General features: G+C 67.5%; 13 protein-coding genes. 7 read left to right on the top strand and 6 right to left on the bottom strand.

Annotated elements, in window-relative coordinates:
* The first annotated feature begins 154 nt into the window (after positions 1 to 154).
* From rlmD to B5F79_RS09230, 4 genes are all read left to right on the top strand, one after another.
* Positions 155 to 1,501 carry a 23S rRNA (uracil(1939)-C(5))-methyltransferase RlmD gene (gene rlmD, locus B5F79_RS09245; protein WP_342632987.1) on the top strand — a complete coding sequence of 449 codons (1,347 nt, stop codon included), beginning with the start codon at positions 155 to 157 and terminating at the stop codon, positions 1,499 to 1,501.
* Between the two features lie 287 nt (positions 1,502 to 1,788).
* Positions 1,789 to 1,974 (top strand): ferredoxin, encoded by a 186-nt coding sequence (locus B5F79_RS09240; protein ID WP_087220644.1) that lies wholly within the window; start codon positions 1,789 to 1,791, stop codon positions 1,972 to 1,974.
* A gap of 146 nt (positions 1,975 to 2,120) precedes the next feature.
* Positions 2,121 to 2,753 carry a Maf family protein gene (locus B5F79_RS09235; RefSeq protein WP_087220640.1) on the top strand — a complete coding sequence of 211 codons (633 nt, stop codon included), beginning with the start codon at positions 2,121 to 2,123 and terminating at the stop codon, positions 2,751 to 2,753.
* A complete protein-coding gene (locus B5F79_RS09230; protein ID WP_446723463.1) occupies positions 2,746 to 3,747 on the top strand; it encodes a P1 family peptidase in 1,002 nt (333 codons plus the stop codon). Before B5F79_RS09235 ends, B5F79_RS09230 begins: the two co-directional genes overlap by 8 nt.
* Positions 3,748 to 3,859: 112 nt before the next feature.
* On the opposite strand, the gene B5F79_RS09225 is transcribed toward B5F79_RS09230, so the two are convergent.
* Positions 3,860 to 4,894, bottom strand: coding sequence for a glycosyltransferase family 2 protein (locus B5F79_RS09225; protein ID WP_087220634.1), 1,035 nt, complete (start codon positions 4,892 to 4,894; stop codon positions 3,860 to 3,862).
* A gap of 62 nt (positions 4,895 to 4,956) precedes the next feature.
* Positions 4,957 to 6,159, bottom strand: a complete 1,203-nt coding sequence (glf, locus tag B5F79_RS09220; protein ID WP_087220630.1) for a UDP-galactopyranose mutase — start codon at positions 6,157 to 6,159, stop codon at positions 4,957 to 4,959.
* Between the two features lie 198 nt (positions 6,160 to 6,357).
* Here glf and pta point away from each other — a divergent pair, with 198 nt between their 5' ends.
* Positions 6,358 to 7,350: a phosphate acetyltransferase gene (gene pta / locus B5F79_RS09215; protein ID WP_087220627.1), complete on the top strand. Its 993-nt coding sequence runs from the start codon at positions 6,358 to 6,360 to the stop codon at positions 7,348 to 7,350.
* Between the two features lie 251 nt (positions 7,351 to 7,601).
* Here pta and B5F79_RS09210 read toward each other — a convergent pair whose 3' ends face one another.
* From B5F79_RS09210 to pckA, 4 genes are all read right to left on the bottom strand, one after another.
* Complete coding sequence (locus B5F79_RS09210) at positions 7,602 to 8,009, bottom strand: hypothetical protein (protein WP_087220624.1); 408 nt, start codon at positions 8,007 to 8,009, stop codon at positions 7,602 to 7,604.
* Positions 8,010 to 8,067: 58 nt separating this feature from the next.
* A complete protein-coding gene (locus tag B5F79_RS09205; RefSeq protein ID WP_158094874.1) occupies positions 8,068 to 8,574 on the bottom strand; it encodes a type II toxin-antitoxin system VapC family toxin in 507 nt (168 codons plus the stop codon).
* On the bottom strand, positions 8,555 to 8,887 hold the full coding sequence (locus B5F79_RS09200; RefSeq protein WP_087220618.1) for a FitA-like ribbon-helix-helix domain-containing protein: 333 nt from the start codon (positions 8,885 to 8,887) through the stop codon (positions 8,555 to 8,557). The genes B5F79_RS09205 and B5F79_RS09200 overlap by 20 nt, the downstream gene beginning before the upstream one ends.
* A 159-nt stretch (positions 8,888 to 9,046) precedes the next feature.
* A complete protein-coding gene (gene pckA / locus B5F79_RS09195; RefSeq protein ID WP_087220615.1) occupies positions 9,047 to 10,648 on the bottom strand; it encodes a phosphoenolpyruvate carboxykinase (ATP) in 1,602 nt (533 codons plus the stop codon).
* Between the two features lie 271 nt (positions 10,649 to 10,919).
* On the opposite strand from pckA, the gene B5F79_RS09190 reads away from it, so the two are divergent.
* Together B5F79_RS09190 and B5F79_RS09185 are read left to right on the top strand one after the other, a co-directional pair.
* Entirely contained in the window at positions 10,920 to 11,804 is an 885-nt protein-coding gene (locus tag B5F79_RS09190; RefSeq protein ID WP_087220612.1) for an aldose 1-epimerase family protein, read from the top strand.
* Entirely contained in the window at positions 11,804 to 12,313 is a 510-nt protein-coding gene (locus B5F79_RS09185; RefSeq protein ID WP_087220609.1) for a GNAT family N-acetyltransferase, read from the top strand. The genes B5F79_RS09190 and B5F79_RS09185 overlap by 1 nt, the downstream gene beginning before the upstream one ends.
* Positions 12,314 to 12,366 lie beyond the last annotated feature (53 nt).

Below are 12,366 nucleotides of genomic sequence, written 5' to 3'. Positions count from 1 at the left end.
AGCCCGCCCCGGCCGCTGCCCCGGCGCCGGCGCCGGGGCCCTCTTCCGCGCCTGCTCCCAGGCCGGCAGCCCCGCGCAAGAAGCGCGGGCGCGTGTCGCGTGCGCTCGGCCTCTTTGGGCAGGCCTTCGGCACCCTCTTTGGCGGGGGTGACGAGTGAGCCAGACGCGAGAGATTGAGCTGACCTGCGAGCGCATGAGCTACGGCCCCGATGCGGTGGCCCGCGACGAATCCGGCAAGACCGTCTTCGTCGAGGGCGCCGTCGCCGGGGACCGCGTGCGCGCGGTCGTGGACCGGGACGAGGACCGCTGGGCACACGCGCGGGCTGTCGAGGTGCTCGACGCCTCGCCCGACCGCGTGACTCCCGCCTGCCCCTTCGCGGGAGCGTGCGGCGGGTGCCCCTGGGCCTCGCTCTCCTACCCCGCACAGGCCGCAGCCAAGCGCTCCGGCGTGGTCGACGCGCTCGCGCGCATCGGGCGCATGGGGACCGAGCGCGCAGAGGTCCTCGTGAGGCCGCTCGTCTCGCCGAGCGACCCCTGGGGCTACCGCAACAAGGTCGAGCTCGCGGTCATGCGCGACCGCGGGCGCGCCGTCCTGGGCATGCACGGCCGAGGCGAGGCCGACGTCGTCCGCGTCAAGAGCTGCATGCTGCTCGACAAGGCGCACGCCGGCGCCGTCAGGGCCGTCTCCGGTGCGCTCACCTACCTCTCCAACAGCCACCACCTCGACCTCGAGCGCGTCGGCATTCGCGTCTCGCGACGCACCAAGGACGTCGAGGTCGCCCTCTGGGACCGACCGGGCGCCTTCCCGCGCGCACAGGCCGCCAAGGTGCTCTCGGACGCCCTCAAGCCGACCTCGGTGGTCCGCGTGATGCAGAAGGGGCCCGCCAAGGCCCGCCGCATCGCGGGCGTCGAGTGCCTCTCCGGAGCCGGGTCCTGGGGCGAGATAGTGGGCGACGAGCGCATGCGCGTCTCAGCCCCCTCCTTCTTCCAGGTGAACACCAGAGGTGCCGAGAAGCTCGTGGAGCTCGTGCTGGACTCCCTCGACCCGCAGGGGGACGAGGAGGCCATGGACCTCTACTGCGGCGCGGGGACCTTCACGCTGCCGCTCGCGCGGCGCGCGGGCTTCGTCTCTGCCGTGGAGTCCTACGGGCCCGCCGTGCGAGACCTGAGGCGCAACCTCGAGACCGCGGGCCTCGACAACGTGGACCCCATCGGCGGCGACGCGGGTCGCGAGTTCCCCGACACCGACGCCGACGTCATCGTGGTGGACCCGCCGCGAGCGGGTCTCGCCGAGGACGTGGTGCGCCGCCTCTCCGAGCAGCCCGCCCGCGCCATCGCATACGTGAGCTGCGACCCCGCGACGCTCGCGCGCGACCTCGCTCGCTTCGAGGAGGCCGGCACGTTCTCGCCCGCCCACGTGACCCCCGTGGACCTGTTCCCGCAGACCTACCACGTGGAGACCGTGACCCTGCTCGAACGCACGGAGGCTCGCGGCCTATAGGCGGCCCGTCGTTTTTCTCGCCCGCCCCGCCGTGGCTCACAGGTCCTGGGCGCGCACGGACGCCTTGGCCGCGCCAAACGTCCAGCCGTGCCCAAGACCTGGGACCGGGGGCCGATCGAGGGAGTCCCTCCCCTAAACTCCACCGTTGAGGTAGGAATAAACGCCCAGCTCAAAACCGTCGACCGTCTATGCGGGACGTGTGAGAATTTAGGTTGCGCGCCGGGCGCGAAACGTGTACAAAGAAAGTCAACTTGGGCGAGGGGCCCAAGCAAGAGAGAGGAATCAACATGAAGGCTACGGTCAACGAGGATTGCATCGGCTGCGGGCTCTGCGAGGGCACCTGCCCCGACGTCTTCTCCATCTCTGACGACGGCGTCGCCGTCGCCATCGAGGAGGACGTGCCGGAGGAGGCCGAGGACGCCGCTCAGGAGGCTGCCGACAACTGCCCCGTCTCCGCCATCGTCGTCGAGTAGCACCCTCGACACCGCGTCGTCAGACGTTGGGCGGGAGCCGCATTGCCGGCTCCCGCCCTTTTTTCTCGCCGGACGAGAAGAGCCTCGCGTCAGCCGACGCCCTACAATGTGGGGTACGGGACGCACAGATCTTCGAAAGGCACGCCATGATCCTTGCCTCGCAGTCGCCACGCCGCCGGGAGCTCCTCTCGGAGGCCGGCTTTGAGCTCGAGGTACTTCCCGCGGACATCGACGAGACGCGAAGGGGCGGCGAGTCCCCCGTCGAGCTCGTCGAGCGCCTCGCCTCCGAGAAGGCAGAGGCCGCTCGCACCGCCCTCGATCACGCGCCCGCGGACGGACTCCTCGTTGCCGCCGACACCATCGTGTGGATGGGCTCCGAGGCTCTTGGCAAGCCCGCGGACAAGACGGACGCCGCCCGCATGCTGCGCGAGCTCTCCGGGCGCACGCATCACGTCTCCACCGGCGTCTGCGCCATGAGGCTGTCAGGGGACGCCTCGGCCCTCGCGACCGCGACCTTCGTGGAGACCACCGACGTCACCTTCTGGGACCTCACGGAGGCCGAGATCCTCGCCTATGTGGCCACCGGCGAGCCCATGGACAAGGCCGGCGCCTACGGCATCCAGGGGGCCGGCAGGGTGCTCGTGCGGGGCATCAGCGGCGACTACGCAAACGTGGTGGGGCTCCCCGTCTCAAGGCTCCTCAGGGAGCTCGGGAGCCTCTCCGGCTCCGACAGGGACTACGTGGCCGATGCCATACGGATTGGAGGACCCCTTGCCTAGCCAGATGACCATCGAGAGCGTGACCCAGGTCCCCGGCATTCTCGCCGCGCATGCCACCAACGAGGTCGCGGGAACCGGCTGCACCGTCATTCTCTGCCCCGCCGGCGCTACGGGGGGCGTGGACGTGCGCGGTGGCGCGCCCGCCACGCGCGAGACGGACCTTCTGAGGCCCGAGGAGACCGTGGACGTCCTTCACGCCGTGGTGCTCTCCGGCGGCAGCGCGTACGGCCTCTCCGCGGCCTGCGGCGTGGCCGAGGAGCTCGAGCGCCACGACGTCGGGCTCGACGTGGGCGTGGCAAAGGTGCCCATCGTCTCCGGGGCGTGCCTCTTCGACCTTGCCTGCGGCGACGCCCACGTGAGGCCGGGGGTCGAGGACGGGCGCGCCGCCTGCGCCGCGGCGCTCGCCGGCAGCGGCGACCCGCTCCCCCGCGGCAACGTCGGCGCGGGCACGGGCTGCACCGTCGGCAAGCTCGCGGGGCCGGGCCGCGCGATGAAGTCCGGGCTCGGCGAGGACGTCGAGCGCGCCGGCGAGCTCGTCTGCGCCGCCGTCGCGGCCGTGAACGCCTGCGGCGACGTGAGGGACCCGGACACGGGCGAGAAGATCTCCGGGGTGCGCACGGAGGACGGACGCGCGCTCGCCGACACCCTCGAGGTCCTCCTGGGCGGATACGCGCAGATGCCGCTCGAGCGAACCAACACCACGATCTCCTGCGTGGTCACCAACGCCCGGCTCACCAAGGCCCAGGCCACCAAGGTGGCGCAGATGGCGGCCGACGCGTACGCCCACGCCATCTCCCCCACCCACACCACCAACGACGGCGACACGGTCTTCGTGATGGCAACGGGAGACGTGGCCGCCCCCGTGGACGTGGTGGGCTCGCTCGCCACCAGGGCCCTCGGCCGCGCCATCGCCGACGGCGCCCGTCAGGCGACCGCCGCCTACGGCTACCCCTCCGCCCGCGACCTCCAGCCCACCTCTCCCAAGGCGGTGTGAGACTTCGCCAAAACTGCAAGCGCCCCGCCCTTCTCGCCAGCGACTTCTGCGCAACGCGCAGTGAGCAGGCGAGAAGGGCGGGGCGCTCCTCACAGGTGAGGCAAATGGCGAGCTAGTTGAATTTCACCACCCTGCGCGCAACGCGGTACCCGCCGATGGTGATCCACTTCCCCACCGTGCCCGGCAGGTTGGTGGCAAGTCCCACCACGCCGTGCCGCGCGCGGCGGTACATGCGAGGATCATAGACCTTGAGCTCGTCCCAGAGCTTCTTGAGCTCGTCCATCGCGTCCGGTCGGTCGCTCATCTTGGAGAAGACCGAGCAGATTGCCATGATGATGGTGAAGTAGTTCATCATGTAGCTGCGCAGGCGCGGGATCTGGATGTCGTCGTAGACGTGATAGGCCCGCATCATGATGCGGGCGACGCGCCAGTAGTGGTCCACGCGGCTCGTGAGGACCTTCTCGTTCACGGACTGGTCGTCGCGGCCGATGAAGTAGCGGTAGACGTCGGCGTCCAGGTAGAACAGGCTGCGGCACTTGGGGAACGGCACGTAGGCGTAGATGTTGTCCACGTAGAAGGTGTGCGGCGGCATCTGGAGCGCCGCCTCGCGCAGCGTGTCCACGCGGTACGTGAGCGCGTGCATGAGCAGGTACTGGGACATGGCAAAGTGGCCGATCTGCCCCCAGTTGAAGATCTTGCCCACCGGGAGCACGCGACGGTAGTCCACCACGTTCTGCGTGGCGTCCTCGACGTGCTCGTAGACGTAGTTGGTGATCACCAGGTCCACGCGCTCGCCAAGCTCGACGAACCGGCGCAGGGTGTCGAGAAGGGCGCGCACGGCGTCGGCGTCCACCCAGTCGTCGGAGTCGATGTTCTTGAAGTACACGCCGTCGGCGTTTGCCACGGCCTTCATGACGGCCACGCCATGGCCGCCGTTCTCCTGGTGAACGGCCTTGATGATGCTCGGGTGGCGCTGGGCCCACTCGTCGGCCTTGGCGGGGGTCTCGTCCTTGGTGGAGCCGTCGTCCACGATGACGATCTGGACGTCCTCGGCGTAGTCCGTGCCCTCGAGGATGGAGCTGATGCAGTGGTCCATGTACTCCGCCGAGTTGTAGCACGGGATGCCAAAGGTGATGGTCTTGTTCATCAAGGGCCCTTCTGCTCATGGGAGCGGGCCCCGAGGGGCCCGCGGGTACGTCCTGATTCGCGTTAGTTGTGCTGGGAGATGATCTCGTCGGAGAGCTCGAGCGCCGAGGCCACCACGCCGTCCATATCGTAGTAGCGGTACTCGGCGAGGCGACCCACGCAGTGGAAGTTCACGAGGCCGGAGACGCGCTGGCGGTAGCGGCGGTAGAGGTCGAGGTTCTCGTCCTCCAGGATGGCGTAGTACGGGGTCTCCCCGCTGCCAGGGGTGTAGGCCTTGGAGTACTCGCGCATGATGGTGGTCTTGCCGGGGACCATCTGGCCGGTCATGTTCTTGAACTCGGTGATGCGGGTGAAGTCCTCGCTCGTGGTGTAGTTGACCGTGCCCACGGGCTGGAACTGGTCCATGTCGAGCGTCTCGAACTCCATGTCGAGCGTGCGGTACGGCAGGGCGCCCAGGTCGAGGCCAAAGAGCTCGTCAAGCGGGCCGGTGTAGACGATCTCGCCGCCGTAGGGGCGGCCGCACACGGTCACGCTCGTCTCGGAGACGCTCAGGACGTCGCGGGCGTCAACGCCAAGGAAGACGTCGATGCAGTCATGGTCGAGCATGTGCTCGAAGAGCGCGGTGTAGCCCTCGGCCGGCATGCCCTGGAAGGGGGCGCCGGGGAAGTAGCGGTCGTCGTCGCCCACGAAGACGGGCACGCGGCCGGTGATGGAGGGGTCGATCTGGTCCGGCGTCTGGCCCCACTGCTTCATCGTGTAGTGGAGGAAGACGTTCTCGAAGACGTAGTCGGCCACCTCGACGAGCTCCGGGTCGTTCTTCTCGCGAAGCTCCATGATGGGGACCTTCTTGTTCTCGCCGAAGGTCTGGACGAGCTTCTGATAGAGGCGCTCGCCCTTCTCCTCGCCAAAGGCGAGCTTGAGGGAGCGGTGGTTGAAGGGCACGGGCATGAGGGTGCCGTGGATGTTGGCGAGCACCTTGTGCTGGTAGCCCGTCCACTCGGTGAAGCGCGAGAGGAACTGGTTCACGCGCTCGTTGGTGGTGTGGTAGATGTGCGGACCGTACTTGTGGACGAGGACGCCCGCGTCGTCGACGTAGTCGTAGGCGTTGCCGGCGATGTGATCGCGGCGCTCAAGGATGGCGACCTTGAACCCGCACGACTCGGCAAGGCGCCTGGCGCACACAGCGCCGGCGTATCCGGCCCCGACGACGATGGCGTCATAGGCGTCCGGGCTGAAGCCCGCGGGCAGACCGTTCACGATACCCATACCTGTCCTCTCAGAAAACCGACATGCGCGCCGCCGGGGCGGCGGGGCGAGAATTGAAGACGCTCGCCCAATCATGCGCATGATTCTATCACCTCGCCCGTATAATGGTCCCGTGCCCGCCCCTCCCCGCCGATTAGAACACAATCGTGGGACGAGCCAAGAGCCAAAAGCACGTCATAGAGAAGCGAAAGGGATGCCATGAGTGAGTTTCTCGACCGCATGAAGGCCGCGGCAAAGGCCTACAAGAAGACGATCGTCCTTCCCGAGGGCGAGGACCCGCGCACCATCGCGGCAGCCAAGGTCATCGTGGAGGAGGACCTGGCCAACCTCGTCATCCTGGGCGACCCCGCCACGATCGACGTCGAGGGCGTGACCGTCATCGACCCCACCAGCCCCACCGCCCCCAAGCACGAGGCCTACGCCCAGAAGTTCGCCGAGCTGCGCGCCAAGAAGGGCGTGACCATCGAGCAGGCCCGCGCCCAGATGATGGACGCCACCTACTACGGCACCATGATGGTCAAGATGGGCGACGCCGACGGCCTGGTCTCCGGCGCCTGCCACTCCACCGCCAACACGCTGCGCCCGGCGCTGCAGATCCTCAAGACCGCCCCGGGCACCAAGCTCGTCAGCGCCTTCATGGTCATGTGCACGCAGACCCCCGAGTTCGGCGCCAACGGCACGCTGGTCTTCGCCGACTGCGGCCTCAACATCGACCCCACCTCCGACGAGCTCTCCGAGATCGCCATCGCCTCGGCCAACTCCTTCAGGACCTTCATGGACGACGTCGAGCCCAAGGTGGCCATGCTCTCCTACTCCACGATGGGCTCCGCCGGCGGCGACACCGCCAAGAAGGTCCAGGAGGCCACCGCGTTTGCCAAGGAGAAGGCGCCCGAGCTCGCCGTTGACGGCGACCTTCAGCTCGACGCCGCCATCGTGCCCGAGGTCGCCCAGCTCAAGGCCCCCGAGAGCAAGGTGGCCGGCCACGCCAACGTCCTCGTGTTCCCCAACCTCGAGACCGGCAACATCGGCTACAAGCTCGTCCAGCGCTTTGGCCGCGCCGAGGCCTACGGCCCCATCCTTCAGGGCATCGCCAAGCCCGTCAACGACCTCTCCCGCGGCTGCTCCGCCGATGACATCGTTGGCGTCGTCGCCATCACGGCGGTCCAGGCGCAGATGGCCGAGATGCACTAGCACTCGGCGCCGACCTCGCGTCGTGACCGGGCCCCGGTGCCGCAGTGCGGTGCCGGGGCCCTTTGCGTGCGACCCCTGCGCCCCGGGATGTCGTCTTCAGCCCCTGAAGGTATGCGCACCCCGTCTGAGGGTATGTACACACCACCATTAGTTGCGGACGACATCTTCACAGGTCAGAGCCCTAACGAGAAGAACGGGCAAGACGGGACCTGTACATACCCTCAAGAGGGGTGCGCACACCCTCGAAGATGTCAGCGCTGCGGTGGGAGAGGCGGGTCGTAGCTGGGGGCGTCGCGGCGCGGACGCACAAGATCGCTGGGCAGGCAGATCTCGACCGTCAGCATCCAGCTCGATAGGTCATATGCGCCCACGCGCGCATCGGTGACAATGGCGACCAGCGTGAGGACGCTCCAGGCGATGAAGAGAATGTCGTAGGCAGCTCGCGCGGCTCCCGTGAGGCGCAGCCCGTCGGGGTCCGAAGGCATGGCGCGCCACGATCGAACGAGATCGTAGATGAGAGCCACCAGGAGGGCGACGTTGAGCGCGAGCAGTACGGGATACGCGACCCCCTCACGGTCGAGCAGCACACAGCACCAGAAGGCGCACGTGAACACCGCCACTCCCGCGAACCTCAGCTTCTGGGCGAGAGACAGCCTCATCTAGACCACCGCCTTTGCCTCTCAAGAAACTCGTTTCTATCGACCTTTATTCCCCATCTCACTCGGTAGCGACGGCACCCTCAAGCTCACTTCGTGACACGCTGCCCCTCCCCGCCGAGCTCGACTCGGACTCTGCGCGGACTGTCCAAGGCTCGCCCTCGACATCGAGCCCGCAGACGCAGCTGACGCCGTTCTTGAGGCAGAGCCCCTGCAGTCGGCGGTCGAGCGTGCAGAGCGTGGCGGCGTTGCGCCTCGCGAGCACGAGGTAGAACAAGTCGTAGGACGAGTGCCCGAGCCGCAGGGACTCGGTGAACGCCTCCTGAACGAGCTCAGACATGGGAATGACGTCATCTACCAGATGAAGCGCCTTTTCCAGGAGGATGACGCCGCTGGCAGCATCGATGTACCGCCCGCGAACATACTTCTCGATAACGTGCGTCACCTCGGCGAGATAGAACTCGGGGGCAATGACCTTCTCGTCCCGGAACATTAAGCCGCGGATCTTCTCCCCAAAAGGGCGCTCGAAGATCATTGCGACCGCAGCCCTAGAGTCCAAGACGAGCATCGCGCTCTCGCCTCCCCACGTGGATGATCTCAACGGGGTCGGGGAAGCCGTCAGGGTTCTCCACCCTGCCCAAGACGTCATGAATCTCCGCAAAGATCCTCTCTCGTCTGGCGATGCGCGCCTGGCGCTCCTCTTCCCCGGTGAGGGCGCGGCGGTCGTGGCCCATCATCTGCGGCTCCCCGGAAACAAGCTGCAGGTGACGCTCGATGGCCACCGTCGCCTCCTGCGCCATGCTGCGGTGCTCGCGCTCCGCCCGCCACTTGAGAGCGTCGTAGGTCCCCTGCGACAGGTCCCTGATCTGCAGCGCCGGCATAATCGCTCCTCACCTCACGGGTTGCAATCTGCATGCATTATACATCTTATGTTGGAAGCCCAGCCGCCCTTCGACTCGAAGAGCAATGAAGAAGCGGGCGGGCCCGGACTGACAGCGATCCGGGCCCGCCCGTAAGAGCGGAAGATCTGCCGAGAAGGACTAGCGGCCGATGGGCCTGGGGCCGGCGGCGCGGATCTCGGGCGCCATCGTGGTGAGGCGCTTCTCGGCGTTGTCGACGAACATCTGGGCGAGCTTCTCGGCCGTCTCGTCGTAGGCGGCGCGGTCCTCCCAGGTGTTGCGGGCGTTGAGGAGCTCGGCGGGTACGCCCGGGCAGGACGTGGGGACGTCGAGGTTGAAGCGCTCGTCGTGGACGAACTCGCAGTCGTCGATGATGCCGGACTGGGCGGCCTCGACCATCTTGCGGGTGTAGGCGAGCTTGATGCGGGTGCCGGTGCCGTAGGAGCCGCCGGTCCAGCCGGTGTTGATGAGGTAGACGCGCACGCCGCCGTGCTCGATCTTCTCGCCGAGCATCTTGGCGTAGACGTTGGGGTCGAGCGGCATGAAGGGCTCGCCAAAGAGCGAGGAGAACGTGGGCTGCGGCTCCTTGATGCCGCGCTCGGTGCCGGCGACCTTGGAGGTGAAGCCGGTCATGAAGTGGTACATGGCGGCGTTCTTGTCCAGCTTGGAGATTGGGGGGAGCACGCCGAAGGCGTCGGCCGTGAGGAAGATCACGACGTCGGGGGTACGCTTGGCGCGGCCCTTGCTGACGGCGCCCGGGACGAACTCGACCGGGTAGGCCACGCGACCGTTCTCGGTGAGCGAGGTGTCGAAGTAGTCCGCCACGCGGGTCTCAGGGTCGATGACCACGTTCTCGCACATGGAGCCAAAGTGGATGGCGTTCCAGATCTGGGGCTCGGTCTCCGGGGTGATGTCGATGGTCTTGGCGTAGCAGCCGCCCTCGATGTTGAAGACGCGGTCCTCGGCCCAGCCGTGCTCGTCGTCGCCGATGAGCAGGCGGTCCTCGGCGGCCGAGAGCGTGGTCTTGCCGGTGCCGGAGAGGCCAAAGAAGACCGTGGTGCCGTGGGAGCGCGGGTTCATGTTGCAGGAGCAGTGCATGGTGAGCACGTTGTCCTCAACGGGGAGCAGGTAGTTCATGACCGAGAAGATCGACTTCTTGATCTCGCCCGAGTACTGGGTGCCCACCACGAGGATCATGCGCTCCTGGAAGTTGATGAGGACGGCCGCCTCGGAGTGGGTGCCGTAGACCTCGGGGTCGAGCTTGAGCGTGGGGGCGGCCATGACCACGAAGTCAGCCTCGCCGAAGTTGCGGAGCTCCTGGGAGGTGGGGCGCACGAGCATCTGGTGCACGAAGAGCGCCTGGCTGGCGAGCTCGCAGATGGCGCAGATCTTGCGGGAGTAGCGGCGCTCGGCGCCGGCGAGGCCGTGCACGACGAAGAGGCGCCGCTCGGAGAGGTGACCGATGACCTCGGCCTTGACCTTCTGGTAGTTCTCCTCGGAGAAGGGCACATTGACGCTGCCCCAGGCGATCTTGTCGTGAACGTCGGGCGTGTCCACGATGAAGCGGTCCTTGGGCGAGCGGCCGGTGTACTGGCCGGTGATGACGGAGAGGGAGCCGGTGCTGGTGAGCTCGCCCTCCCCGCGCTCGACGGCGGTCTCGATGAGGACGGCGGGGGACGCGTCGATGACGGTCTTCTCCTCGGTGTGCGCGATGCCGTAGCGCAGGAGCTCCTCGATGATCATGCAACTACCTCCTTCTGGCGGTCCAGGACCGCACGAATGCTGCAAGCTATGTGAGAGCGAGCGGAAAGACCGCAGCTCGATTCTTCCCGTTTGCGGCGGCGTGTGCGGCAACGGAATCAGAGGCGAAACCGGCTGGAAACACGGGGCCGTCCGTTGACACATTCTAGCCGTTCGCCACCGCGACGCATACGGAGAACCAACGCGAGAATATCATTCTGAAATGTATGGGCCTTTTTTAGGGACCGTTCCGACTGGCTTGATTGGAGACACCATGTCAGAGCTCACCACCATCTCGTGCGGCAGCGTCAAGGCAACCATCGACTCCATGGGCGCCCAGCTCATGAGCCTCTCGAGGGACGGCGGCGAGTACCTCTGGCAGGGCGAGGAGAGCATCTGGCCGCGCCGCGCACCCGTGCTCTTCCCCATCGTGGGCGTGCTGCGCGACAACCGCGCCACGAGCGCCCAGGGAGAGGTGACGCTCCAGCGCCACGGCATCGCCAGGCTCTATGACCACGCGATCGTTTGTCGCACGGAGTCGAGCGTGACCTACGAGCTCTCCTCCACGGAGGAGACGCGCTCCGCCTATCCGTACGACTTCCGCCTCAACATGTCCTACGCCGTCGCAGGCGGGGCGCTCACGCAGACCTTCCGCGTGACCAACACCGGTGACGTCACGCTCCCCTTCACCGTGGGCGGCCACCCCGCCTTCAACGTCCCCGCGCCCGGCTGCGAGGGCGAGTCCTTCGGCGACTACGCGCTCGAGTTCGACGAGCCCTGGACGGCCCGCGTCCCTCGCATCGACGAGGCCGGCCTCCACGACTTCTCCAACATGACCGAGCTCTTCTCGGACTCCGACCGCTACCAGCTCTCGCACGACGTCTTCGAGAAGATGCTCACGCTCGTCTTCCCGGACGTCCCCGGCCGCCGCGTGCGACTCGTGGGGCCCTCCGGCCACGGCGTCGAGGTCGCGTTCGACGGCTTCGACTACCTCGGCGTCTGGACGGCCAGCGCCGACGCGCCCTTCGTGGCCGTCGAGCCCTGGGTGGGCTGCGCCACGGCCTACGACGAGTCCGACGTCTTCGAGGAGAAGCGCGGGATGGTCTTCCTGGAGCCGGGCGAGACCTACGAGGCGTCCTTCTCCATGAGGCCACTCTAATGCCCAAGGAGGACGTTGCCCCGCGCGACATCAGGCGAGCGACCGAGAAGGACCTCGACGCCGTGGCGGCCATCTACGACGCGGCGCGCGCGTTCATGCACGCCCACGGCAACCCCACGCAGTGGCCCGGCGACTACCCCGACCTGAGAGACGCCGAGAAAGACCTCGAGGCAGACGCCCTCTGGGTGCTCGACGAGGGCGCGGGGCCCGTCGCCGTCATGAGCGTCCTGCCCGGCCCCGACCCCACCTATGCGCGAATCGAGGGCGAGCCCTGGCTGAACGACGAGCCCTACTGGGTGATGCATCGGCTCGCCGTGGCCGAGCCCGGTCACGGGCGCGGCGCGCGCATGCTCGCGTGGCTCTGCGGTCGCCACGACAACGTGCGGGCGGACACGCACGCGGACAACGTCCCGATGCAGCGCGCCCTGGAGCGCGCGGGGTTCGTGCGCCGCGGGACCATCACCTGCGACGACGGCACCCCGCGCATCGCCTACCACTTCGTCCGCTAGGCTGCGCGTTTGCACATTTGGGGACGTGCCTGAAACGTGCAAAGTTTTGCACG

The sequence above is a fragment of the Olsenella sp. An285 genome, from assembly GCF_002159625.1.
GTDB classification, from domain to species: Bacteria; Actinomycetota; Coriobacteriia; order Coriobacteriales; family Atopobiaceae; genus Thermophilibacter; species Thermophilibacter avicola.
This window is presented reverse-complemented; position numbering and strand designations above follow the sequence as displayed.

Bases quoted from the DNA above. Each gene is read 5' to 3' on its own strand.
- B5F79_RS09240 (WP_087220644.1), top strand. From the start codon at position 1,789: ATGAAGGCTACGGTCAACGAGGATTGCATCGGCTGCGGGCTCTGCGAG.
- B5F79_RS09235 (WP_087220640.1), top strand. From the start codon at position 2,121: ATGATCCTTGCCTCGCAGTCGCCACGCCGCCGGGAGCTCCTCTCGGAG.
- B5F79_RS09225 (WP_087220634.1), bottom strand. From the start codon at position 4,894: ATGAACAAGACCATCACCTTTGGCATCCCGTGCTACAACTCGGCGGAG.
- glf (WP_087220630.1), bottom strand. From the start codon at position 6,159: ATGGGTATCGTGAACGGTCTGCCCGCGGGCTTCAGCCCGGACGCCTAT.
- pta (WP_087220627.1), top strand. From the start codon at position 6,358: ATGAGTGAGTTTCTCGACCGCATGAAGGCCGCGGCAAAGGCCTACAAG.
- B5F79_RS09210 (WP_087220624.1), bottom strand. From the start codon at position 8,009: ATGAGGCTGTCTCTCGCCCAGAAGCTGAGGTTCGCGGGAGTGGCGGTG.
- B5F79_RS09205 (WP_158094874.1), bottom strand. From the start codon at position 8,574: ATGCTCGTCTTGGACTCTAGGGCTGCGGTCGCAATGATCTTCGAGCGC.
- B5F79_RS09200 (WP_087220618.1), bottom strand. From the start codon at position 8,887: ATGCCGGCGCTGCAGATCAGGGACCTGTCGCAGGGGACCTACGACGCT.
- pckA (WP_087220615.1), bottom strand. From the start codon at position 10,648: ATGATCATCGAGGAGCTCCTGCGCTACGGCATCGCGCACACCGAGGAG.
- B5F79_RS09190 (WP_087220612.1), top strand. From the start codon at position 10,920: ATGTCAGAGCTCACCACCATCTCGTGCGGCAGCGTCAAGGCAACCATC.
- B5F79_RS09185 (WP_087220609.1), top strand. From the start codon at position 11,804: ATGCCCAAGGAGGACGTTGCCCCGCGCGACATCAGGCGAGCGACCGAG.